Genomic DNA, 24,737 nt, shown 5'->3' with positions numbered 1-24,737 from the left:
TCAATCAAACGCAGTCGGAGAATCTGGATTCAAAAAGTGCTCGTAACAAAGCCGCAGTTGCGCTTCCGTCGTGCGTGAGATTGAAAGTTCGGGCAATGCGTCTAAATCAAAAAATCTCACTTCGCCGATTTCGTGTTCATGGTCAGGGTTGGGGCTGCCGCCGATGATTTCACACAAGAAAAAGTGTTTGTATACATGAAAGGGAAGCGGCGGCCGGTTGCCCTGCTTTTCGCGGTCGAGCACGGCGATGAGCTTGATGAGTTTGACTTCGTAGCCGGTTTCTTCGACCACTTCGCGCAACACTGCTTCGCTGGGCGTGTCATTTACGTCCGCCCAGCCGCCGGGCAGCGTCCAGCGGCCTTCATCCATCAGTTCGCTGGCAAGCAGCACCTTGTTGTCGCGAAATATCGCGCCTCGAACATCTACCTTGGGCGTCGCGTATCCGATCTGGTCGGCATAGAGTGTCAGAAGTTCATCGGACGTTAAGTTAGAATGTTCTGCGATCATTTCAGCGGAAATTTTTTGGAGTTCCTGATAGCGCAGGCGGTCGTATTCATTTTTGCAATATTCAAGGCCGTTCTGGGCCATCGCCTGCAAGGCTCTCGCCCAAGCTAAAATCTGTGTGGTATTCATGCGGGGTGTTGTATCCTCCCAAATATTTGTCGGCAAAGAGAGGATACCATATCCAGGAAAATATACGGCAGGCCCTGAATTGGCGGTTAAGCCAAGTGGCTGCTTTCGAGGGCCTGTCTTTTCGCCTGATGTTCAAGAATCGCCCTTGTGTGGAATGACAAGGTTTCTTTTAGCTCGTTATCGTTGGTAAAACAAAACATCGTGATTCCATGCTGATACCAATTAATTTGATTGTTATTGTCGTCCCGATGTTCGAGAATGGCGACGATGGCCTTACCGTGAAAATGTTCGCGCAACCAAAGTAACAGATTTTCATCCTTATCGCTTTGGACTTGCCCGTCCCAGATAATGAAACGGGGGCTGTCCATAAACAACACTTTGGCGAAATCGTTCTTATGCAAAATAAGAGTATTCAAACCAAACTCGTCAAACAATATTCGCTCGACCTGGTCTGATAGTAACGCGTCACTCGATATGAGAAATACTGTGTCGTTATTAGGAATCATGGCTACTTCTTCTCCTGTTGAGAACAGTACAAACGAACAATTCTCAGTGGTGGAATTGGGCTTCCGTGAGAAGAACGAGACGTTCTGTGAGAAAAAGGCAACCCTTCGTATGATCCAAATAATAGTTTACGAAGTTTACATGGATTCGAAATTGGCTCTAAAACAAAGATATATTCTTGTATCGGCGGCGCCATAAAAATTTTTTCTGAGTAGTGATGCAAACAATTTGCTATTTTTTTGATAAACGAGATGTGCGTATTTTGTTGCTGCATGATTCAACCTACCTCAACCAATAGGGTTCTATATAATTTATCTATTACTTCATATACAAGAATGGCGCCGTTATTTTATTTTCCCTCATTTTTTTTATGAGATTTGGCGTATGAATGTCTGAAATGTTGAGGGTGAAAAAATCAATAAGTCATAAAGACATAAAAATCAGGTGGTTTATTATCTACTCTTTTAGGGAGGATATTGGCGAGACCGGCGGGTATTTACGATATTTTAAATCTTTTGCTATTAATTGGCGGCTGATTTGTAGCCCGAAATGTGATTACAGAGTCGCATTTCAGATTACACATGACGAAACAGTGTAACAGAATGTCCACTGTAATCTTCATCACGAAATTGATGAACTCAAGCGCTGCTGGGCGATATGGCGAAACATGTTGCGCGTGAAGTGGTATACATGGTCGAAGGCGAGATTATGCCGCCGCATAGTCCTGAATTGAGCGGCGACTGATACAATTCATCCAGACGTTTCTGATTCTTTCACCATCGGCGACTTGACCTCGACGGGCGCATCTTCTTTTTGGGTGGCCAACACTTTCATTGAGTAGAGTTCTGAAAACCCGCAAAGGCCGCACGTGACGACCAGGTAGGGGTCGTCCGTCGGGCGGATAATGCCGCGTTTGTTTCGGCTGCGCAGTGAAATCTCTTCTGTATTAAACGACCGCCCACGACATTTGACGCATTGATAGTTTGCAAACAATTTTTTAGGTTCAATCATTTCGGCTACGCATCATTTCGTTAGCGGTTGTTTGTAGTGGCGCAAGCAGCATTGTGCTTCTGATGGAATCGCGATGTTGAACAGCGTCATTGTAACGGGATTTTCTATTTTCGGAAACAAGCGCGTTCGTTGAAAAAAAAACGGCCCGCCAAAAATTGGACGGGCCGTTGCATTGCGTAGGAGCGATTGCTTATTTGATGCCGCCTTCTACTTTGAAACCGCCAAGCAGTTTGCTGTTCCAGAAAGCGCTTTTGAGGCTACTGGGCATGTATTCTTCGGTGATCTCCACTGCGGAGTTGCTGCCCAAATAGAGGTCGCTTTCGACCTTTCCGTCTTTTTCATAGGCCTTCGCGTAGACTTCGCCGACGAAGAGTTTGCCTTGGATCACTTTGCCTTTCATCAAGAAAAGCAGGGGCGCGTCTTCATCGTCAGACACCAAGGCAATCACGATCATACGGACGCCGTTATCCTGGGTGGTATAATAAAACCTCTGCAATTTTGCCGTGCCTTCATCGGTTGTCGCTTTTCCGGTCACCCAGCCGTCTGAGTCGATTTTGAAGGAGATGTCAAAGTTATCTTTGCCAATTTCTCCATCTTCAATATACCAGGTTACGCCTTCGCCTTCCCACGTCAGCGGCAATTGAGGCTCATCTTGCGCCAACGCGCTGAACGGGGCTGCCAAAAACAACGCTAAAATACCATACCGAAACCACTTCGTTGAAACCATGAATCCCTACCTCCAGATGTTATTTATGAATGAGCTGAGCTCATTTTATAAAAATTATACGTTTTTTTCTACTCATTTCTTTAACCAAGGTTGAAAAAAATGCGATGCGGCGCCCGGCCCGATTGGAACCAGCCTGAATGTGGTCGATTGCTTCGATTGTGCGAGTGAATCGGGGCGGATGGGGAAGCGGGTCGGATCGTTTGCGTCGCCGCGCCCTGCGACGGCGGCCTGGATGCGAACCATGGTTCCGTCAGGTGTCGGATGGATAGAAACATCGCCGCCCCAAAGCAAGACGCCAAGCCCGGCGCCTTCATTATTCGTGAGCAGCAACGCTTGTACTCGCCTACGGTTGCCGGGAATGATTGAAGAGACGGGTCTCAGGTTGAAGAACCCGGGCAAGGATAATTGGTCCATGCCAGGGTAGGCGGGATGAGGCCCGTCGCCCAGCCAGCCGATTTGGTCGAGCGTCGAAGGGACGAGAAACGACAGGCCTGCTTCTGTGATGATTTGCGAGGTTTGTATTTCGTGAAATGAAAAGCGCACGTCGCAAAAGCCGTAGGGCGATGAGAGCAGATCAATTTGCGCTTCGACTTCAGTCGAGCATTCTGGAATTGACGAGGCGACGCGAGTTTTGATTTCGATATCCGGCCCGCGGCGGTCGACCTGGCGTTCGAGTACGCGCAACGGAGGCGCATTTTGTTCGCATGGAAGCGCGGCGCCCGATTGAAGGGCGTGGAGGCGTTCGGGCGGGGTGAGGCTCCGGTTGAGGTCGAGAAACGGGCCGTCGGTAATCAGCCGCCTGTTGCCTTCGCGGGCCAGCAGAAACCAAGCGCAATTGTCTGTGCGGGTGTGAAAAATAAAGTCGTGATGGTCGATGCGCGATTCTTCAATATCAGTCGTCACCGTCCAGTTTTTGTCCCAAGACAAGTCGCGCAGCCGCATGGTGAAATCTTGTTCGAAAGATTTCGGCTTTAACCACACCGAATGTTCGGACGTAATTTCACCGTCTTTTAGTAACTGCATGACCAAGTAGGTGTTTGCGTCGGGATTGGGTTGGGCGTGTTGCGGACGCACGGCGATTTTCATTGAGCGCTGCGGCGGCAAGTTGATTTTCATCTCGCCTTGCTCGATGACGGCGCCGTTTTCTTGTAAAAACCAAATGGCGTCATACGCATTCAAATTGGTGAATGAATGCCAATTTTTGATCGACAGTTCAATGCTGCGGCCGGGGCGAAATTCGACTTCTCGCTCTTCGAGTTCGATCCAGTTTAACACCTGGCGGGTTTGCCAAAAATCGGGCTGCGGGGTGCGGTCGGCGTTGAGCAAGCCGTCATGTCCAAACGCCCATTGCTGTTGTGCGGCGCGGTCGTCAATCAGCGCCGCCGTCAGCGGCGCTGGATCGGCATTTGATGCGATGTCGGCGAATTGTTGAATGAATCCGCCGCGCAAACTCGCATTGGCCCTTGCCATCGCGAAGAAGTAAGCCGCGCCTTCAATGGAATGCCCCATCGCGGGTAACAGGTCGCAAGCGAGTGACGGTCGGGTTGAAGTCCCAAGAAAGCGCCATTCATTGCGGGGCGGGTTTGTGATGAGAAACCCATCGCCGAGTGGAGGCGCCGTTCGAATGGAACCCGATTGAACCAAGAGCGGATGAGAGCGATCTAAGTTTTTGATTCGTTTGATTGCAGCCGCGAGGTTGTCTGTTTCGATCTTTCGGGAATCGAGGTTCCAGGCAAAGACGCTCGGGTGGTTTTGATAGGTTTGAATGGTTGGCGCGGCGTCGGTTTCTCCGACGTCGATCAGGACGTACATGCCTATTTCATCGCAGAGTTGAGTGAATTCAGGAGGCGGCGCCGCGCCGATGACGCGTACGGCGTTGAAGTTCATTTGCTGCATGAGTGAGATGTCTTCACGGTAATTGTCGATTGAGAAGGGCGTGCTCCGGGTTGGATGCGCGAGCGAGTATTGAACGCCCTGGAAGACAATCGGCGTTTGGTTGCATGTGAGTTTGTTTTCATTGACGGCGTATTCCGCCAATCCAATTCGGTGCTGTTCAATAATCAGTTCTCCATCGCTGCGTTTGATGACAAAATTCAGTTGATAGAGATTGGGTTGTTCGGCGTTCCAGTATTGAGGGTTCTCAATAGAGATCGAAATATTTGCTTGTTGGAACCAGTTGTCGCTAATGAAATCACGGGTTGCATTCTCCGCAATCAGCTTGCCTTGCGGGTTTTGTAATCCCATTTCAATTGATGCGCCCGGATCGTTGAAGGCGAGAATACAACTCAATTCGAGATAGGCGGACTTTTCGTTGACCGCTTCGGTTCTTGCTGAAAAGCGAAACAACGGCGGTTCTGCGGTTTCGCTCGCGCCATGAACCGAAAGAACCACAGTCGTGATTAAAAAGAGGATATGAATGTAGTGGTTGAATTTACGCATTATCAATTTCTTAAATTTCTGTCCATTCAAACAATACCATAATAACGATCCAGAATAATCATAGGTAAAAAGAAAACGCCGCGTCGGAACATCCGGGCGGCGTTTTGATTGTCCACTTCAGGCCGGGTTGCTTATTCTTTGGGGCCGATCATTTTTTCAGGACGGACAATTTCATCGAACTTCTCTTCGGTGAGGATGCCCAATTTGACGGCGGTTTCTTTCAAGGTCAGACCTTCTTTATGCGCGGTTTTGGCGATTTTGGCGGCATTGTCGTAACCAATGTGAGTGTTCAGCGCCGTGACTAGCATCAGGGAATTGTTCAGGTTCTTTTCGATGTTCACTCGGTTGGGTTCGATACCGACGGCGCAATGGTCGTTGAACGCATTACAGGCGTCGCCCAACAGGCGAACCGATTGCAGCAGGTTGTAGATCATGACGGGTTTGAAGACATTGAGTTGGAAGTTGCCCAATGAACCGGCAAACCCAATCGCAGCGTCATTGCCCATCACTTGTACGGCGACCTGGGTCATGGCCTCGCATTGAGTCGGGTTGACTTTGCCCGGCATGATGCTGGAGCCGGGTTCGTTTTCGGGGATGTCCAACTCGCCGATGCCGCAGCGCGGGCCGGAAGCGTAAAAGCGGATGTCGTTGGCGATTTTGAACAACGACGCCGCCAGCGTTTTCAAGGCGCCGCTGGCTTCGACAATGGCGTCGTGCGCGGACAGCCCTTCAAATTTATTCTCACCGCTGACGAAAGGCAGTTCCGTCAATTGGGCGATTTCTTCCGCCACTTTGACGGCGTAGCCTGGAGGCGTATTCAGCCCTGTGCCGACGGCGGTGCCGCCCAGCGCGAGTTCATAGAGATGAGGCAGGGAATTGGCGATTCGTTTCAAGCCGTGACGCAACTGGGTGACGTAGCCGGAAAATTCCTGCCCTAAGGTCAGCGGGGTTGCGTCCATTAAGTGCGTGCGACCAATTTTGATGACGTCTTTGAATGCGTCAGATTTTGTTTGCAGCGTATCGGCGAGGTTGCTCACGGCAGGGATTAGCAACTTATTGATTTGCATCGCCGCCGCAATGTGCATCGCGGTGGGGAAGGTATCGTTCGACGATTGCGATTTGTTGACGTCGTCGTTGGGGTGAATCGGGCTTTTTGTGCCGCGCGGCTGTCCAGCGATTTCGTTGGCGCGGTTTGAAATGACTTCGTTGACGTTCATGTTTGATTGCGTGCCGCTGCCGGTTTGCCAGACGGAAAGCGGGAAGTGCCCGTCTAGTTTTCCTTCGATGATCTCGTCCGACGCTTGGACGATCAAGTCTTTCTTGTCTTCAGGAAGAACTTCAAGATTAAAGTTGACGATTGCGGAGGCCTTTTTGAGAATGGCGAAGGCTTGAATCAATTCGTCCGGCATGGTTTCGATGCCGATGGGGAAGTTCATCAGCGAGCGTCCTGACTGGGCGCCGTAGTACGCTTCTTCTGGGACCTGGACTTCACCCATGGTGTCTTTTTCGACCCGAAAGGCCATAACTTTCTCCTTTTTGCCAATCAAAAATAGGGATATGGATAGTGTATCACTGGCGGTGCGTTCAGCAACGTCAACTTTTCAGGTTCGTTTTAGAAGAAGAGAATATTTTCAATCACGTTCCAGCCCTTTTTCGAGAGGGAAAACCCTCTAGGCTTTGTTCTCACATGATTTTTTCTTCTGCGCGTTATTTCTATTAACCCACGACGGAGTGAGGATTCTTATGGCCCAATTCGCCGCCGCCAGCGGTTCTGACCCAAATGTTGAAGTCGCCCTCGACACGCTGTTTGAATCGTTGTCGATGCAACTTGATTCGTCCGCCGTTGATTTCGGCGTTTTTTTTCTATCATCGGATTTTAGCAGCAAAGCCAAGCTGATTGCTGACCGCATCCAACAGGTGACGCAGGCCAAATGCTTGATCGGATGCAACGCGGAAAGCGTGATTGGCCCTAAGCATGAATATGAGCGCGAGCCTGCGATTGCCCTATGGCTCGCCCAGTTGCCGCAATCAAACGTCAAACCGTTTCATATCCGGCAGGAGTCGCTTCATCACGCCGAAAATGAAGGCGACTGGCGCGACATTTTTCAGATTGGCGATCCCCAAAAAAGCGCGTTGTTTTTACTGGGCGATCCCTTTTCATTAAACGTGAATGAGGTGTTGGAAGGTTTAAACCAATATGCGCCCGGCGTTCCACTGATCGGTGGAATGGCCAGCGGCGCGATGTCGCCGGGCGGGACGTTTTTGTCGCTCAACGGCGAACAGATTGACGACGGCGGCGTTGGCGTGTGCATCGAAGGCGGCGTACGCATCGAGACCGTCATCTCGCAAGGTTGCCGTCCGATTGGGCAGCCCTACATTATCACTCAAGGCGAAAAGAACGTGATTACCGGGCTGGGCGGACGCGCGCCCTTAGACATCGTGCAAGAGATGTACAAGGTGTTGCCTGCGCACGACCAGGAACTGATGGGGCACGGCCTGTTTGTTGGTCGCGTGATTGATGAATACAAACAAGAATTTGTGCGCGGCGACTTTTTGATCCGCAACCTGATGGGCGCCGATAAAGAGAATGGCTCGATTGCGGTGATGGACCGCGTCCAAGTCGGCGCGACCATCCAGTTTCATATTCGCGACGCGGAGACGGCGGACGAAGACCTGCGCTTGATGCTCGAACAATATCAACCGCAGCCTCCAAAAGGCGTGTTGGTATTTTCATGCAACGGGCGCGGGATGCGGATGTATTCAGAAGAAGACCACGACTTACGTATTCTCCAAAGCGCGTTAAATTCGCCGCCGGTTTCAGGATTTTTCTGCGCGGGCGAAATTGGCCCCATCGGCGGAAAAAACTTCATCCACGGCCACACTGCCAGCATGGCGTTGTTTTATGACGAGTGATGAATTGCGCTCCCTTTTTTCGTCTCTCTTATGATATAGTTTTGCGATGAACGACCAACAGATCAATCCTCAGCAAAAAAATGATACGAAGCGCATTCTGCATTGGGTGTGCTTGGCAATTGTTTTATTCATGGCGTTATGGTTGCGACTGGATGGGTCCGACTGGGGGTTGCCGTTTCGGCTGCATCCCGATGAATGGAAATATGTTTCCGCCGGGGCGAATGTTCACGCCGGAGAATGGAACCCGAAGTATTTTCGCAATCCTCCAGGCTTCTCTTACATGAACGCCGCTTGGTTTCCTGTCTGGCTACGAATCGCGCCGACCGTTGAAATCCCGGAATGGTACAAGGTGGGGCCGCTTGCTTCGCCGTCGATGAACCCTGCCCAGGCGTTGATCGAACGTCCCTATCAACTTGTATATGGCGCGCGCGCGCTTGCCGCGATTTTAGGAACGCTGACAGTGTTGCTGGTGTATGGGCTGGGGCGTGAATTGGGATGCAAGCGGTTGGCGTTGTTGGCGGCTTTGTTTGCGGCGGTTTCGTTTGTTGCAGTGAGAGAAAGCCATTTTGCGGTGAATGACGCAGCCGCCTGTTTTTGGGCGACGCTGTCGCTCTATGTCGGAATGCGGGCGGTCCGTTTGGATTCAAAGCGTACCTTTTATTTCGCCGCCGTGATCGCGGGCGTTGCGGTCGCGATGAAATACAATATGTTTCCCGCTGTGATTGCGCTGGCGGTCATGCGTGAGATTGACGCCCGCTCAAAAGGCAAGAGCCAACCCGTTCAGGATATCTTTAAAGAGATCGTATTTTGTTTGGGATTGGCCGGATGCGGCTTTCTGTTGGTTTGCCCGTTTCCGTTTATTGATCCCCAAATGTTTTTTGCTGAGATCGACAAGTTACGCGTCGCCGCCGTCAAGCCGTGGCCGGGGCAGGATAGGTCATGGTCAGGATGGCAACTGCTAAAATCAGTCGTTTTGAGCGAAGGCGTTTTGACCTCGTTGCTCGCGCTGTATGGCGCTTATGTTTGGGTACGTGAGAAGAAGTGGACGCCGTTTATATTTTTCGCAGGGTATTTTTTTCTGGTTGCAACGCACCCCTTATTCTTTGTGCGGTTCACGTTGCCGGTATTGCCGTGGGTTGCGTTATTTGCCGCTTGCGGCGCTTTGATGTTGGCGGAAAAATTGCCAAAGAAAACCATGGCGCTTTGCGTGGTCGCGGCGATTTGCCTTGTCGAACCGCTGGCGAAAGATTTGCGCTCGAACTGGTTGTTTCACCAAACCGATACGCGGATTTTGTGTTTGGAATGGCTCGCGAAAGAACGGCCCGACCCCGGTTACATCGCCGGAGGGCAGTTTACCTTGCCGCTGCCCTATCGCACCAACCAACCGCCTTGGGGCGCGCCCGCAGACCCGAGGCATATCACCATTGACCAATTGGCGTCGCAGGAATTATGGAAACTGGACCAATTCGATAAGCCCGTAAATTGCGTCCTCGTGAGTTCTTACGATTCGTTTCCTGGTTTCATACCCGGTTCACTGGCGCAGCGTCGAAGAGCGGTGCAAGCGTATGTCGGCTCCAGAAACCCTGTCGCAGTATTCAATCCGTTTCGGTATGAGAGCGTGATGCAAGACGCCAATGTGGAGGATACCTACCACCCGGTTACGCAACTCTGGCAGCGTCAGAGGCCGGGGCCGATGATTGAGGCGTATGTCAAGCAGAAATAAAAACGCTCCGTTCCCAATGATGAGGACGGAGCGCAATCAATTGTAATTTCAAAAATAAAGTTGCTGCGACTTATTCGCCATCTTCGCCGATTGAACCGGTGGGGCAGGAATCAATCGCTGCTTTCATGGCTTCGATTTCGTCGTCGCCAGCAGGCTGCTTTGATACGATACAATGGTCGCCGTCTTCACTCTCTGTAATGTTGTCAGGCGCTTCATCCATGCACACTGAACAAAACGCACAGGTTTTGTCAATGTAGAATTTACCAGAAATGTTATCTTCCCAGCGTTCACCGATATCTGCCATGTTTCACCTCATGATGTGTAATGTAGATTGTTCTTCTAAACATCGTATTTCGTTGTTCATTAAATTCAACTACATCAGCTTGAAAAAGTAAAGATTTTCAGGCTCTTATGCCCAAATTTTTGATTTTTGGGTCTTCAATTCCGTAAAAGCTCCTCAATGTAGGCAACGGGTAATAGATACTGTTATTCAAAAAACATAGATAGGTATTTTTTGTACCTTTCTTTTAGGCGGTTTATATGTGAGGCGAAATCAAATTTAATACTTATATACTTCCAGATGTATTACTGAATCAAGAGTGCGTATCATCATGTCCTATATGCGAATATAGCTATCTTGTTATATATAAAACACGTTTCTTAAGTGTATTATTCATAGTGCTTCTTGTGGTGAGGGTTGTTGTTGTGAGCGGGTTTAGATAATGAACTTTATAATGTCTATACATATTGTATGATTTTAGTTTTGCGTGTTTTTTGTCATAATTAGAGAAATATATCTCTAAGGTTATTGACTTCTTAGGCTTTCCATCTATAAACTAGGGTATATAAGTTCATTTGGTTTTTTTTTGATTATTTTTCGGATAGACCACAGGAGTGAAAGGACGGAGCGTTTTAAGAGCCATCCTATTATTTCTACATAACTCCAACATCAATCCCTCGACGGACTGAGTGCGCGTTCCCCTAGCGGCTTGGTTTGCCGTTCACAACTAAGGAGATGCAACTATGCACGATTGGGGAAAGCGAAGCATCAAGTATGAAGCGGAGTTAGATCCAGATTTCTGCAATGAAATCATGGATGACGTCGGCAGTGAAAGTTTACGCCACTGTATCCAATGTGGAACGTGCAGCGCCACGTGCCCCGTCAGTCTCTACATGGATTTTACTCCACGCCGCATTGTCGCCATGGTACGGGAGGGGTTCAAAGACGAAGTGCTGCATAGTTTCACGCCGTGGATTTGCGCGTCGTGTTACTCCTGCACCGTTGAATGCCCCAAAGAAGTGAAGATTACCGAAACCATGTACGCGATCAAACAGCGGGCCATCGAAGAGCATGTACATCCAAAGCGCTTTGCTGTGCCGGTTTTGGCCAAAGAGTTCTTCAAACAGGTCGAAAGCAACGGACGCACCAGTGAAGGCATGCTTATCACTAAATTGTTTTTGAAAACGCAGCCAACCAAACTCATCAAGCAAAGCGCGATGGGGATGCGTTTATTTTTCACCGGGCGCCTGGAAGTATTGCCGAAGAAAATCAAAGGCATTCGTCAGTTGAAAAAATTGTTGGAAATCGCTGGAAACGGTCACGGAAGCCAGACGGTTTAATTCGCGCATCGAAGGGACAACATCATGACCTATTTCTACTATCCCGGGTGCTCACTGAAAGGGACCGGTCGCGCATACGACGAGTCGCTGCGGGCCGTGTTCAACGCATTGCAGATTGAGCATAAGGAAATCGACGATTGGAACTGCTGCGGCGCAACCGCTTATATGGCAGTCGACCAAGACAAAGCCTACGCTTTGGCTTCACGAAACTTGGCCCTTGCAGAGAACGAGGGCAAACCCAACGGTAAGCCGGTTGAAGTGATGGCGCCGTGCAACGCCTGTTATCTGGTGTTGATGAAGACCCAGAAAAAACTGGAAGAAGACGCGCTTGGCGACCGCAAACTGGTCAACGCGCTGGGCGAAGTCGGCCTCAACTATAACGGCAAGGTGACCGTCCGCCACCCACTCGACATTCTCTATAACGACATCGGCTTAGACGCGGTTGGAGAACGAGTGAGCGAACCCTTGGCGAACCTTAAAGTCGCCTGTTATTACGGCTGCCAGATTGTGCGGCCCTATTCGACGTTTGACGATCAATATAACCCGATGGTGATGGACAAAGTGGTTGAGTCGTTGGGCGCTGAGGCGATTCAATGGCCGCTCAAGACGCGCTGCTGCGGTGGTTCGATGACGGGGACGATTCCCGAAGTCGGGCTTCGCCTCAGTTTTATTCTTCTTAAAGAAGCCAAAAAGCGCGGGGCTGACGTGATTGTAACGACCTGTCCATTGTGTCAGTTCAATCTTGAATGCTACCAAAATGAAATGAAAAAAGAGTTCGGCGAAGAAATCGACATCCCCGTCGTGTTCTTTACGCAACTCATGGGCAAGGCGTTTGGATTGTCAGACCAGGAACTGGGTCTACAACGCTTGTTCGTTCCCTTCAAGACAACGGCAGCGGTGTAAAAGGAGCGCAACATGTCTACTAACGGTAATGGGCAAAATGAGAAACCCCGCATCGGCGTATATGTGTGCCACTGCGGCATTAATATCGCGGGCAAGGTTTCGATTGACGAAGTGACGGAATTTGCGAAATCTCTGCCGAACGTGGCGGTTTCTAAAGAATACAAATTTATGTGCTCCGACCCTGGTCAGGAGTTGATTCAAAAAGACATTAAAGAGAACGGAATCAATCGCGTCGTCGTTGCTTCCTGTTCGCCTTTAATGCACGAAGAGACCTTCCGCAAAGCCACTGGCGCGGCGGGCATTAACCCGTTTTATTTTCAAATGGCGAACATTCGCGAGCATGTCAGTTGGGTAACCAAAGACAAAGCCGCCGCGACTGAAAAAGCCAAGGCGTTGCTTGGGGCGGCGGTGCGGCGCGTTTCGCTGCATCAGGCGCTGGAGAAAAGACGCGTCAAGGTTCATCCTGACGTGTTGATCGTCGGCGGCGGCATCGCGGGCATCCACTCGGCGTTGACCATTGCCGATTCAGGTCGGCACGTGCTGTTGGTCGAGCGTGAACCGACCATCGGCGGCCACATGGCGATGTTTGATAAAACGTTCCCGACGCTGGACTGCGCAGCCTGTATTCTGACGCCGAAAATGTCGCAAGTGAAAGAACATCCTAACATTACCTTGTGGACGTATTCCGAAGTCGAAAAAGTCGACGGCTACGCGGGCAACTTTAAGGTGAAAGTGCGCCGCAAACCGCGTTATGTGAATGAAGATGAATGCGTGGGCTGCATGATGTGCGTCGACCATTGCGTCTACAAAAAAGGCAATGTCAACGACGAGTTCAACCAGGGGTTGGATAAACGCAAACCCATTTTTATTCCGTTCCCGCAGGCGACGCCGCCTGTAGTCGTCATCGACCCGGAATCGTGCCTGCAACTCTCAAAAGGCAAATGCAAGCAACTTTGCGCCGAAGCGTGCGAAAAACACGCCATTGATTTCAACCAGCAGGAAGAAATCAAAGAGGTCGAAGTCGGCGCCATAATTCTTTCGACTGGCTTCAAGACATTCAATCCGATGCGTACGCCGCAATATGGATATGGCAAGTACCTCAACGTTTACACCAGCCTCGAAGTCGAGCGCCTGGTGAATGCGTCTGGCCCGACCGGCGGCGAAGTTATCATGCGCAACGGCGAACAGCCCAAGTCGGTGGCGATTATCCACTGCGTGGGTTCGCGCGATCACAAAACCAATAAGCATTGCTCGCGGGTGTGTTGTATGTACTCGCTTAAACTCGCGCACCTGATTAAAGAGCGCACTGAAAGCGAAGTGTATAACTTCTACATTGACATGCGTACGCCCGGCAAAGGCTACGAAGAGTTTTATGATCGCCTGTTAGAAGAAGGAACCCACTTCATTCGCGGGCGCGTGGCCGAAGTGACCGACTGGGCGCTGACGCCGGAAGAAGAAGGCAAACTGATCGTGCGCGCTGAAGACACCATGGTTGGAATGCCGCGGCGCATCCCGGTTGATATGGTCATTCTTTCGGTTGGATTAGAAGCGCAAGAAGACGCCGATGACGTGCGCCGCATGTTTGGCATCTCGTGCAGCAAGACCGGATGGTTCACTGAACGGCACCCGAAACTGGCGCCGGTTTCCACCGCGACTGACGGCGTGTTCCTCGCGGGCGCTTGCCAAGGCCCGAAGGACATTCCCGACACGGTCGCGCAAGCAGGCGCGGCGGCGGCCGAAGCGTTGGCGCTGGTCGACCGGGGATATGTTGAACTCGAACCCAACACCGCCTTCATCGTTGAAGAAGATTGTTCGGGATGTAAGAGTTGTATTTCGATGTGTCCATATACCGCGATTACCCGTGATGAAGAAAAGGGCGTTGCGGTGGTGAACGAGGCGTTGTGTAAAGGCTGTGGTACGTGCGTCGCGACCTGCCCATCGGGCGCCGCGCACCAGAATCTCTTCTTAGATGAACAAATTTACGCAGAAATCGAGGGGGTATTAAGCTATGTCTGATTCGACCTTCGAACCTCGAATCGTCGCATTTTTCTGTAACTGGTGCACTTACACGGCGGCGGATCTGACAGGCATATCCCGTCTCGATTATGCGCACAATGTTCGCGTGATTCGCGTGATGTGTTCGGGCCGCATTGACCCGCAATTTATCATGGCGGCGTTACGCCAAGGCGCCGACGGCGTGTTAATCGGCGGCTGCCATCCCGGCGACTGCCACTACATTGAAGGCAATTACAAAATGCTGCGGCGTTATCGCCTGATGCGCAAATATTTGAAAATGGTCGGCATTGAAGAAGATCGCGTTCGTTTAGAATGGATCGCCGCCTCGGAAGGCGACAAGGTGCAGCGCGTCATCAACGAGATGACTGAATCGCTTCGCGCTATGGGGCCGTTAGAAATGCCGTCGATGCCCATGCCGGAACTGAACGGCGTTGAAGCGGACGCAAAAGAATTAGCGGCAGTAGAGTAAAGAACACGTCGCCCCGGCGTCAACCGGCGGTCGACGACAGCATGGAGGAGCAACTATGAGCAAGCCCAAAATCGGCTTTTACTGGTGCGCATCATGCGGCGGTTGTGAAGAAGCCGTCGTTGATTTAAACGAGAGCATTCTAGACGTTGTCGCAGCGGTGGATATTGTTTTCTGGCCCTGCGCCATGGACTTTAAAAAAGACGATGTGCGCGCCATGGCGGACGGCGAAATTGACGCCTGCTTTGTTAACGGCGCGATTCGAACTTCGGAAGAAGAAGAGATGGTGCATCTGCTGCGCAAAAAGGCCAAAATCCTGATTGCATTCGGCAGTTGCTCGCACAGCGGCGGCATTCCCGCCTTGGGGAATCTGTATCCCAAAGATGAAATATTAAAACACGACTACGAAGAATCATTCAGCGTCGTGAATCCTGAAAAGACCTATCCGCAGACTATTTCAAAAATGCCGGAAGGCGACGTCGAATTGCCGGAATTCTTAGACTACGTCCGCTCGCTCGACCAGTGCGTTGACGTAGACTATTACGTTCCGGGGTGTTCGCCGCCGGTCAATTTGCTGCTCGGCGCAGTCACCGCCATTTTAGAAGGCAAACTGCCGCCCAAAGGGACGGTGCTCGCGCCGGACAAAGCGCTTTGCAACGAGTGCAAGCGCATCGACAGTAAGCCGGATGATCTGAAAATCACCGAATTCAAACGCCCGCAAGATATTATTATCGACGAAGAAAAATGCCTGCTCGCGCAAGGCCTGTTGTGTCTTGGGCCTGCAACCCGCATGGGCTGCAGCGCTCCCTGCATCGAAGGCAACATGCCCTGCACCGGGTGCCTGGGGCCAACCAGCCGGGTGAAGGATTTTGGCTTGTCGGCGCTTTCTGTGTTCGCGTCGATGATGGAAAGCGAAGACGAAGCGGAAATTGATAAAGCGCTTGAGAATATCGTCGATCCGGCGGGTTCGTTTAACCGCTATAGCATGGCCCATACGTTTGTACATCGCAAAGTTTCGGTTTAAGGGAGTCGCACCATGAGTCAAAAAATCACCATTGATCCCATCACACGGCTAGAAGGCCACGGCAAGATCGATATTTTTTTGAATGACGAGGGCAATGTCGACCGCGCCTATTTCCAGGTGCCGGAACTGCGCGGGTTTGAAAAATTCGCCGAAGGGCGTCCGTGTGAAGACATGCCCCAAATCACCTCGCGCATCTGCGGCGTGTGTCCGATGGCGCACCACATGGCGTCCGCCAAAGCGCTTGACGACCTCTACAAAGTCACGCCTCCGCCTGCGGGCAAGAAAATTCGCGAGATGATTTATAACATCTTCACCATCGAAGATCACGCGCTGCATTTTTATTTTCTCGGCGGGCCTGACTTCGTGGTCGGGCCGGATGCGCCCAAGGGGGAACGCAACATTCTGGGCGTTATCGGTAAGGTCGGGTTGGAAGTCGGCAAACAGGTAATTGCAGCGCGAAAAGAACTGCGCGGCCTGATTAACCTGATGTGCGGCAAGGTCATTCACCCCGTATTTGGCTTGCCCGGCGGCGTTTCAAAATCATTAAAAAAAGCCGACCTCGAAAAGTTCACCGGCGCCGCAGACCGCGCCATTGAGTTTGGTAAGTTCAGCCTGCAAGTCTTCGATGACTTGGTGTTGAAAAATTCGCAATACGTCGAATGGATCACTTCTGACGCTTATACCCACCAAACCTATTACATGGGGATGGTGGACGAAAATAACAAAGTCAATTTTTATGACGGTAACATCCGCGTCGTGAAGCCGGACGGCGCCGAACACTCAACATTTGATCCCAAAAATTATCTCGATCACATTGCTGAGCATGTAGAACCGTGGAGTTACATCAAATTCTGCTATCTGAAAGATATCGGCTGGAAAGGTTTTGAAGACGGCGCCGATAGCGGCATTTTTAGCGTCGCGCCTCTGGCCCGCTTGAATGCATCGGACGGTATGGCGACGCCGTTGGCGCAGGAAGCATACGAAAAATTCTATGCGACCCTGGGCGGAAAGCCGGTCCATCATACCCTCGCCAATCACTGGGCGCGTTTGATTGAATTGCTCTATTGCGCTGAGCGTTTCAAAGAGCTGGCCAATGATCCTGAAATTACCGACCCCAACGTACGTACTCTGCCGACGGAGAAGCCGACCGAAGGCATTGGTGCGGTCGAAGCGCCGCGCGGTACGTTGTTCCATCATTACAAAACTGACGAACGCGGCGTGATTACCCACGCGAACCTGATTGTCGCGACCCAAAACAACGCGGCGCGTATTGCGTTGTCGGTTGATAAAGCCGCCAAGGGCTTAATCAAAAAAGGCGAAGTGAATGACGGTCTGTTGAATATGGTCGAGATGGCGTTTCGTGCTTACGACCCTTGTCACGGCTGCGCGACTCACGCCTTGCCGGGGCAGATGCCGTTGATGGTGCGTTTGTATGACGCTGACAAAAATATCGTGAATGAATTGGTCCGAAACGGAGCGTGATATGAAAACCCTTGTCCTGGGTTTAGGTAATGACCTGATCGCTGATGACGGCGTCGGCATTGAAGCCGCGCGTCGCCTGCGTGAAATATTCGCTGAAACGCCCGATGTGGACGTGCATGAATGTTCGATGTCCGGCATCGCGCTGCTCGAAGAATTGATCGACTATGACCGGGTGGTTTTGATTGACGCCGTGAAGACCGGTAAAACGCCAGTCGGTGAAATCACATCATTACGCTTGGAAGATTTGGGCGCGGTGCTGGCGCCGTCGCCGCACTATGCGGGCTTGCCCGAACTGTTGGCGCTGGCGAACGAATTGGAACTCGATTTTCCAAAAGAATTTGTGATCTATGCAATTGAAGTCGAAGACCCGTTCACCATCGGCGGCGGTATGACCCAAGGCGTGTTAAACGCCTTGCCGAAGTTGGTTGAACAGGTGAAAACAAAAGTGGACGAATGGATTTGTGAGACTGCTTTGGCCTAAGTGAAATGAATTTTTCATAAAACATACACAAAGGGCGGGGTTTTCCCGCCCTTTTTTGCGTCTATGCGTATCGAATTTAAATTTTGGGGAGGGCGAACCCTGCCTGCGGCAGGCAGGCTCCTGGTGAGCCATAATAAATTGAAACAGTTTCGTTTTTTTCGGCTCGGCGGGAGCCTCGCCCTCCCCGTGCTCCTATCGCGTCGCTGTGCTCGCGGTGGCGCGGCAGGGATTAATGGGGTGGATTCTACTCGTCTTTGACGGTAATAACTTCAACGCCTAATTTGGCAATGTCTTTCAGTAGCGCCTTGCTTTTGGGATGTTCATCTGTAATGAGAATATCAATCTCTTTGAGTTCGCATAAAAAGAACACCGAGCGTTCGCTGAATTTGGTGTGGTCCGCCAACAGCACCACTTTGTCTGCGTTCGAGATCATGGTGCGTTCAGACTCGACGATCAACTCGTTGTGATTATACACGCCGTCTTTGTCGATGCCCTTCGCGGAGAAAAACGCCCAGGTTGCGTGATATTGCTCCAGGCAGTAGCGGGTTTGCGGTCCGATATTCACGTGCCAGGGGGCGTAAACCAAGCCTCCGGCGATGAACACCTCGACTGGCGCATCCGGTTTTTGGTTTTCGATAATTTGTGAGGCGTGATGGAGTGAATTGGTAACAACGGTCAACCCGCGAGCGGGAAGAAAGGACGCGACTTGCAGGGTTGTGGTGCCGCCGTCAAGAAAGAGCGTGTCGCGCTCGTGCAACAACGCAACCGCGGCGCGCGCAATCGCTTCTTTCTCATCCATGTTTTTAATTTGACGCAGCGCATAAGGCAGGTTGCGAAAATCGCTTCGCTTAGGAAGCCCAATGCCCCCATGCGTACGAATGACCAATTCGTTCTTGGCCAGATCGTTAAAATCTCGGCTTACGGTTGAGCGGCTGGTTTGCAGCAGTTCAACGGCGTCATCAACGGTCAGGTAGCCTTTTTGGTTGAGATGACTGAGGATTTGGTCGTATCGCTGTTGCTTCATCATGGTAGATTCAGGTTCCTGACTGACAAGATGGTGAGGGTCTGTGGCATAATTTGAATTATTCGCGGTATCTTGCGCCTAATTATGACATAAATAGCGACGTGTTTCTAATGGGTTTGCTGTATTTTTGAATAAATAAGTGAATGAAATCAGTGTGGCTTGACGCGTCAAGCGGTTTTATGGAATAAAAGAGGGACATTTAACTTAATCAAGTGAGCGTTCAATGAGCGAAACCAGGTCATCTAAAGAATCTACGAAAGAAACATTGGGCGTATTCAAGCCAACCGAGGCGCTAGATGGCGCAATAGAGATTTCTGTTATTCCAACGAAAGAAACATTGGGCGTATTTGACGTCGTTTGCATCATTTTGGGCGTCATTATCGGCAGCGCAATTTTCCTCACGCCCTCGACGATTGCTGCGCTTTTAGGCTCTCCACTACTTATTCTCATTGTGTGGACGGCGGGCGGCGCCTTGTCGCTGGTGGGCGGATTGTGTTACGCCGAACTGGCCTCCGCCTACCCACGCGAACGCGGCGAGTATTTTTATCTGACCCGCGCTTACGGCCCCTGGGCAGGCTTTCTGTTCGCTTGGGCGCGGTTGGCGGTGATCCATACCGGAAACATCGCCAGCATGGCGGCGATTTCGGCGGTCTACATGGCGCAGTTTTACTCATTCGCTTACTGCGAACTCGCGTATGCGGTCGCGTCGATCGTTTTATTCACGGTGATTAACAGCATTGGCTTGCAACAGGGCAAGTGGATGCAAAACATCTTGAGCAGCGTGAAGGTGGTCGGGCTGATTCTGATTGTGATCGCGGTGTTTTCGTTGCCCGGCGCACCTGCTGAAGATTCAAGCCAAACCTCAATGGAACTCACCTTCGGCGGGTTCTTTCTGGCGATGGTCTTCGTGCAATTTACCTTCGGCGGCTGGAGTGACTGCGCGTTTGTCACGGTCGAGATGCGCAACCCGCAGCGCAACGTATTGCGTTCGATGGTGATTGGGATTGTGCTGGTAACGATCATCTATATCGGCGTAAACATCGCCTTGTTGTGGGGATTGGGCGTACAAGGCATGATCGAGTCGGATGCGGTGGTGGCGGATTATACCGCGCTCGCCTGGGGCGACTGGGGACGCCGCTCCGTAAGCGCGTTGGTGATCGCCTCCGCGCTGGGCGCCGTCAACGGCATGACCCTGACTGGCGGGCGGCTGTTTATGACGCTGGGGCGCGATTACCCGATCTTTGGGATGCTCGGCAAGGGCGTCACCGCGAACAATGCGCCGCTGGGGGCGTTGTGGGCGCAATGCGCGATCTCAGTCATCTTGGTTGCCAGCGGCAGTTTTGAAACCCTGGTAACCTACACTGCTGGCGCACATTGGTTGTTCTTGCTGCTGGTCGGCATTAGCGTTTTTATTTTGCGGCGCATTGATCCTGATGTTGAGCGCCCTTATCGCGTACACGGCTACCCGTGGATTCCACTTGTGTTTATCGCGACCTCAGGAATGCTGCTCTACAGTGCGCTCGATTACGCCGGTTGGAGTTCGCTGATCGGCTTCGGCTTGGTACTATTCGGCTTGGTGTTGTATTGGGTGAATCGAAGGATGGCTTCGAATTCGTAATGGAGCGCTCATGTGGACATGCGCGGGGTGGCGAGCCAAGGCCGCGAAGCGGGCATCTCTTGTAAAGCCTCCCTCATCCCTACCTTCTCCCAGAGGGAGAAGGGGAATAACAATAGATATACAAAAACCGGGACGGTGTTGCGCCGTCCCGGTTGTGATTCTGGATGAACTTCAAGTATTCGCTTAGCGGTTGTCTACGGTTTGTCCCGGCCATTCATCGGTGCGGAACGAAGACGCAGGCAAGCCTTCTTTATTAAACAAATTGGCTTCTTCAGGATTGTCCGTCCATGCGTAACGAACCGCGACCGGGCTTGATACCGCGTCGCTGGAGACGATGACTTTGTCACCTTCGATTTTGGCGGATGCCGGATGAAATTCTTTGTCGCTTCCCGCAATGATGAAGCCGTTCAAGGTATCGCCGCCTAACGTGACCATTCCTGAACCCAAGTGGTCGAATGAAAGCGCAACGCTGTTTCCTTTGACTTCCATCGCTTTGTACATCGGGCCTGAATAGACGATGTCGTGGCCATAGTCTTGGGCGAGCGCGACCAGCGCCAAGCGCTTGCCAACGTCTTGTTTGTTGCGCGGGTGAATGTCAACCGGGTTGCCAATATCGGTCGTGACCGCCATGCCGGTATTGGGGAGGCTGAGCGTCATGGTTTGGGCTTCGCGCAGTTCCGGCCAGTTACCGCCGCCCGGCTTGAAATTAGCCAGTTGGACGAAATAGAAGGGGAAATCGCCCTGGTCCCAGGCGTTGCGCCAACTTTGAATCATGGTTGGAAACAACTCGCGATACTGATAGGCGCGGCCCGCGTTCGACTCGCCTTGATACCAGATGGCGCCTTGGATGCCGAAAGGAATCAGTGGGGCGATCATGGCGTTGTACAAGCCGCTGGGGCGCCAGGGGTGGCGGCGGAAGTCGTCCGGGATACGCGGCGCTTCTGGAACAGGGTCGCCTTTGTATTCAGCAAGTTGGGCGCGTTCTTTCCAGTCCAGATAATCTTGTTCGAGTTTTTCGAGTTGGTTTGGATAGTTCGCTAATTTGTTCTTGCCGTCTTCAACAATTTTAGAGGCGATCGGCAGGTCTTCGAGTTCTTGTTGGCGCGTCCAGGCTTCGGCGGGGGTTCCGCCCCAGGAGGTGTGAATCAAACCGATGGGGACGTTGAGGCGCGTGTTTAATTCGCGTCCAAAGAAATAGGCGACTGCAGAGAAGCCGGGGATGGTGGACGGGTTGCAGACTTCCCATTTTGCGTTGACGTTCTTTTGCGGCTCGCCAGTGGATACGCGCGGGACGTAGAACAGGCGAATGTTGGGGTAGTTCGCCATTTTGATTTCATAGTCAGGGTTGTTACTGTTTGAGACCGTCCATTGCATGTTGGATTGTCCGCTGCAGACCCAGACTTCGCCCAGCATGACGTTGTTGTAGGTGATGGTGTTATCGCCGCTGATGGTCAGTTCGTAGGGGCCGCCGACTGTCATTTTCTTCAGCGCGACTTTCCACTCGCCGTTGTCGCCCGTCTTGGTTGATTTTTTTTGGCGGTCTAACTGGACGGTGACTTTTTCGCCGGGATTCGCTGTCCCCCAGACGTGAATGGTTTTGCCTTGTTGTAAGACCATGTGGTCGCTGAACAGGGCGTTTGGTTTTACGTCGGCGTAACTTGCGGTCAAACAAAACGCGAACGCAAACATGACGCTTAGCATTTGTAATGCTGTTCTCGATTTCATCAAAATGTTCTCCTCTTACCAGATCGATTCAGAATAAATAAGCCCATACGGTATAACACATTTTCGGGGCGTTTGTTTAGTGTTGCGCGGGCCTACCTGTTGTTTTATACAATCGCGAATACAATGATAATAGGCATTAAAAACGTGATTTCATAATGCGCAATTAGAAGGATTTTTCCCCAACGTATGTCCCACGGCCATTCTGAACATACCAAGTTGTATACCGCAACATTTGTTTTGGGATTTGCCTATAACTTTTTTATGGGCTTTCTCTTTAGCAGCAATGCGTTGTATCCGCTTTACGTGGATTTCGCTGGCGGCGGCCCGGAGGAGATTGGTCTGTTTATGGCGGTGTTCCCTTTAGCGGGCATGATGGGGCGGCCGCTGCACGGCGCACTGGTCGACCGCTTTGGCGTGAAGCGCATGATGATCGCGGGCGCCATGCTATATAGCCTGCCGTGTCTGGGTTACATCGCGCTTGTCAACGAGGGATTAACGCCTGCGGTTTGGGTGCTGAGGCTCATTCAGGGCTTTGGCTTTGGCGCTCATGTAACCGCGTTTTTTACTCTCGCCGCTCAAATGGCGCCGAAAGGCCGCAGTAACGAAGCGGTGGCGATGTATGGCGTATCGGGGATGGTCGCGAGTTTGGCGGGGCCGCTTCTCAGTGAATTGACGATTAAGAACTTTGGTCTGCCCGCGTTCTTCTGGTTTATGTTATTTATGGGCGGCGCTGCGGTGATTTTAGCGATGCTGATCCGGGCGCCGCGCGCGGTCGGCGCAGTTGCATCATTCTCATTTGCCGGAATTAAGACGGTTGCAGTTTTGCCGCGTTTTCGTTTGGCGTTTTTCTTTTCGTTTTGTCTGGCCATTTCGTTCACAACCATGTCGGCGTTTATTGCGCCCGTCATGGAGTCGCGCGACGTATCATTCTTTGGATTGTTCTTTACTGGATACGCTGTGACGGGAATCACCACGCGCTTTGCCGGGCGAAAATGGGCGGACCAATTTGGATTTCTACGCATTCTGGCGCCGGGCTTTTTTTGTTATGGAACCGGGTTGCTGTTGTTGCAATTCAGCCACTCGCTGCCGATGTTGATTTTCGCGGGTGTCTGTTGCGGGGCGGGTCATGGGCTTGTGTTCCCTATCATAACCACCTTCGGATATGTACTGGCGCCGGTGGGCTATCGCGGCGCGGGCATTGCTTTGATGACTGGCATGATGGATTTCGGCAATGCTGTGACCGCGTTCGCGCTGGGACGCGCGGCGGAAGCGTATGGTTATAACATTGTCTTTGCGCTGGGCTGTATCGCGCCGTATGCGGCGGTCCTTATGATCGCATACAAGGGTAGGCAATATGCCATTGAAAATTTAGCAACACAGGAAAGTTCGTGAGGGTGTTATGAAACGAGTTGTCGTTGACGCATTTGGCGGGGTTGATCAATTGCGCGTCGTTGAAGAGCCGACCCCTGAGCCCGGGGCCGGTGAAGTGCGTGTCGTATTAACCAGCATCGGCATGAACCACGCCGATTTAATGGCGCGGCGCGGCGAGTATCGCCTGATGTCGGGCGAGCCGCCCTTTACGCCGGGGCTGGAAGGCGGCGGCGTGATCGACGCCGTCGGCGAGGGCGTGAATGCAGGACGGGTCGGCGAGCGCGTGGTGCTTGGCGCCAGTGCGCCGCGTTCTAAAACCGATGGGCTGTATGGAACCTACCGCAGCCATTACGTGGTTGCTGAAAGCGAAGTCGTAACGGCCTCAGACGCGTTAGACGATATCGAACTCGGGACGCTTTGGTTGACCTATCTCACTGTTTGGGGATGCCTCGTTTGGAAGCAAAATATCCAACCGGGGCAATTGGTTGCGGTTCCGGCGGCTTCCAGCGGCGTCGGTCTTGCCGCTTCGCAAATCATTCGAGCGCAAGGCGCCGTCTCAATCGGTATGACAACGCGGCAGGCGAAAGCAGACCGCTTGGCTGAGATGCCGGAAGCGATGTTCGACCATATTGTAGTTACAAAAACGCCGGACGGACAAGACGCCGACTGGCGCAAGCAGTTAAAAGAAATCACCGACGGCAAGGGCGTCAATGTGTTTTTTGATCCCGTCGCATCGGGCCATTTTTTAGATACAGAAATACGGAGCCTCGCCAAAGGCGGCGTGATTTGGGTGTATGGATTATTAGGCGACGTTGGCCCGGTCGATGTATCGCCGCTCATTGTGAAACAAGCGGCGATTCGCGGTTGGCTCTTGTATGAAGTGATGGGCGACGCCGCCGCGCTGCAACGCGGCTATACGGAAATACTCGACGGCTTCGCATCCGGCGCATTCAAACAATGCATCGCGCAAACTTTTTCGCTGGATGATGTTCGCGCGGCGCATGAAGCAATGGAACGCGGCGACCATATCGGGAAATTCGTCTTGGCGCCATAATGC

At 51.8% G+C, this 24,737-nt stretch carries 21 protein-coding genes; 12 read left to right on the top strand and 9 right to left on the bottom strand.

What is annotated here, in order from left to right:
- The 6 genes from P9L94_03555 to fumC all read right to left on the bottom strand — a co-directional run bounded on the left by P9L94_03555 (position 1) and on the right by fumC (position 6,837).
- The gene (locus P9L94_03555) at positions 1 to 633 is read right to left on the bottom strand and encodes an NUDIX hydrolase (protein MDP8243133.1); all 633 of its coding nucleotides are present in this window, start codon (positions 631 to 633) and stop codon (positions 1 to 3) included.
- A gap of 86 nt (positions 634 to 719) precedes the next feature.
- Positions 720 to 1,139, bottom strand: coding sequence for a hypothetical protein (locus P9L94_03550; protein ID MDP8243132.1), 420 nt, complete (start codon positions 1,137 to 1,139; stop codon positions 720 to 722).
- Between the two features lie 748 nt (positions 1,140 to 1,887).
- Positions 1,888 to 2,148, bottom strand: coding sequence for a zinc ribbon domain-containing protein (locus tag P9L94_03545; protein ID MDP8243131.1), 261 nt, complete (start codon positions 2,146 to 2,148; stop codon positions 1,888 to 1,890).
- Between the two features lie 190 nt (positions 2,149 to 2,338).
- Positions 2,339 to 2,875, bottom strand: coding sequence for a hypothetical protein (locus P9L94_03540; protein ID MDP8243130.1), 537 nt, complete (start codon positions 2,873 to 2,875; stop codon positions 2,339 to 2,341).
- A gap of 72 nt (positions 2,876 to 2,947) precedes the next feature.
- Positions 2,948 to 5,314, bottom strand: a complete 2,367-nt coding sequence (locus P9L94_03535) for a glycoside hydrolase family 2 TIM barrel-domain containing protein (GenBank protein ID MDP8243129.1) — start codon at positions 5,312 to 5,314, stop codon at positions 2,948 to 2,950.
- 131 nt (positions 5,315 to 5,445) lie between these two features.
- A complete protein-coding gene (gene fumC, locus P9L94_03530) occupies positions 5,446 to 6,837 on the bottom strand; it encodes a class II fumarate hydratase (GenBank protein MDP8243128.1) in 1,392 nt (463 codons plus the stop codon).
- A gap of 220 nt (positions 6,838 to 7,057) precedes the next feature.
- Here fumC and P9L94_03525 point away from each other — a divergent pair, with 220 nt between their 5' ends.
- Both P9L94_03525 and P9L94_03520 read left to right on the top strand, forming a co-directional pair.
- Positions 7,058 to 8,227 carry an FIST N-terminal domain-containing protein gene (locus P9L94_03525; GenBank protein MDP8243127.1) on the top strand — a complete coding sequence of 390 codons (1,170 nt, stop codon included), beginning with the start codon at positions 7,058 to 7,060 and terminating at the stop codon, positions 8,225 to 8,227.
- Between the two features lie 46 nt (positions 8,228 to 8,273).
- The gene (locus P9L94_03520) at positions 8,274 to 9,950 is read left to right on the top strand and encodes a glycosyltransferase family 39 protein (protein MDP8243126.1); all 1,677 of its coding nucleotides are present in this window, start codon (positions 8,274 to 8,276) and stop codon (positions 9,948 to 9,950) included.
- Positions 9,951 to 10,020: 70 nt separating this feature from the next.
- On the opposite strand, the gene P9L94_03515 is transcribed toward P9L94_03520, so the two are convergent.
- Entirely contained in the window at positions 10,021 to 10,254 is a 234-nt protein-coding gene (locus P9L94_03515) for a ferredoxin (GenBank protein MDP8243125.1), read from the bottom strand.
- Between the two features lie 719 nt (positions 10,255 to 10,973).
- On the opposite strand from P9L94_03515, the gene P9L94_03510 reads away from it, so the two are divergent.
- Genes P9L94_03510 through P9L94_03480 form a run of 7 tightly spaced genes read left to right on the top strand, consistent with a single transcriptional unit; the run spans position 10,974 to position 17,942 of the window.
- Positions 10,974 to 11,570, top strand: coding sequence for a 4Fe-4S dicluster domain-containing protein (locus P9L94_03510; GenBank protein MDP8243124.1), 597 nt, complete (start codon positions 10,974 to 10,976; stop codon positions 11,568 to 11,570).
- A gap of 24 nt (positions 11,571 to 11,594) precedes the next feature.
- Entirely contained in the window at positions 11,595 to 12,473 is an 879-nt protein-coding gene (locus P9L94_03505; protein ID MDP8243123.1) for a CoB--CoM heterodisulfide reductase iron-sulfur subunit B family protein, read from the top strand.
- Between the two features lie 12 nt (positions 12,474 to 12,485).
- Complete coding sequence (locus P9L94_03500) at positions 12,486 to 14,489, top strand: CoB--CoM heterodisulfide reductase iron-sulfur subunit A family protein (protein MDP8243122.1); 2,004 nt, start codon at positions 12,486 to 12,488, stop codon at positions 14,487 to 14,489.
- Positions 14,482 to 14,958 carry a hydrogenase iron-sulfur subunit gene (locus tag P9L94_03495; protein MDP8243121.1) on the top strand — a complete coding sequence of 159 codons (477 nt, stop codon included), beginning with the start codon at positions 14,482 to 14,484 and terminating at the stop codon, positions 14,956 to 14,958. Before P9L94_03500 ends, P9L94_03495 begins: the two co-directional genes overlap by 8 nt.
- A gap of 55 nt (positions 14,959 to 15,013) precedes the next feature.
- Positions 15,014 to 15,979 carry a hypothetical protein gene (locus P9L94_03490; GenBank protein MDP8243120.1) on the top strand — a complete coding sequence of 322 codons (966 nt, stop codon included), beginning with the start codon at positions 15,014 to 15,016 and terminating at the stop codon, positions 15,977 to 15,979.
- A gap of 12 nt (positions 15,980 to 15,991) precedes the next feature.
- Positions 15,992 to 17,461 carry a Ni/Fe hydrogenase subunit alpha gene (locus tag P9L94_03485; protein MDP8243119.1) on the top strand — a complete coding sequence of 490 codons (1,470 nt, stop codon included), beginning with the start codon at positions 15,992 to 15,994 and terminating at the stop codon, positions 17,459 to 17,461.
- Between the two features lies 1 nt (position 17,462).
- Complete coding sequence (locus P9L94_03480; GenBank protein MDP8243118.1) at positions 17,463 to 17,942, top strand: hydrogenase maturation protease; 480 nt, start codon at positions 17,463 to 17,465, stop codon at positions 17,940 to 17,942.
- 244 nt (positions 17,943 to 18,186) lie between these two features.
- Here P9L94_03480 and P9L94_03475 read toward each other — a convergent pair whose 3' ends face one another.
- Positions 18,187 to 18,969 (bottom strand): DeoR/GlpR family DNA-binding transcription regulator, encoded by a 783-nt coding sequence (locus P9L94_03475; protein ID MDP8243117.1) that lies wholly within the window; start codon positions 18,967 to 18,969, stop codon positions 18,187 to 18,189.
- A 220-nt stretch (positions 18,970 to 19,189) separates the two neighbouring features.
- Between P9L94_03475 and P9L94_03470 the strand changes: the two genes are divergently transcribed.
- Positions 19,190 to 20,584 (top strand): amino acid permease, encoded by a 1,395-nt coding sequence (locus tag P9L94_03470; protein ID MDP8243116.1) that lies wholly within the window; start codon positions 19,190 to 19,192, stop codon positions 20,582 to 20,584.
- A 183-nt stretch (positions 20,585 to 20,767) separates the two neighbouring features.
- Here the strand turns inward: P9L94_03470 and P9L94_03465 are convergent, their stop codons facing one another.
- On the bottom strand, positions 20,768 to 22,309 hold the full coding sequence (locus P9L94_03465) for a sialate O-acetylesterase (protein MDP8243115.1): 1,542 nt from the start codon (positions 22,307 to 22,309) through the stop codon (positions 20,768 to 20,770).
- Positions 22,310 to 22,495: 186 nt separating this feature from the next.
- On the opposite strand from P9L94_03465, the gene P9L94_03460 reads away from it, so the two are divergent.
- Entirely contained in the window at positions 22,496 to 23,701 is a 1,206-nt protein-coding gene (locus P9L94_03460; protein MDP8243114.1) for an MFS transporter, read from the top strand.
- Positions 23,702 to 23,708: 7 nt separating this feature from the next.
- Positions 23,709 to 24,734, top strand: coding sequence for a zinc-dependent alcohol dehydrogenase family protein (locus P9L94_03455; protein MDP8243113.1), 1,026 nt, complete (start codon positions 23,709 to 23,711; stop codon positions 24,732 to 24,734).
- Positions 24,735 to 24,737 lie beyond the last annotated feature (3 nt).

The sequence above is a fragment of the Candidatus Hinthialibacter antarcticus genome, from assembly GCA_030765645.1.
GTDB classification, from domain to species: Bacteria; Hinthialibacterota; Hinthialibacteria; order Hinthialibacterales; family Hinthialibacteraceae; genus Hinthialibacter; species Hinthialibacter antarcticus.
The sequence above is the reverse complement of the archived record's forward strand: the minus strand, read 5'-3'. Positions and strand labels throughout refer to the sequence as shown.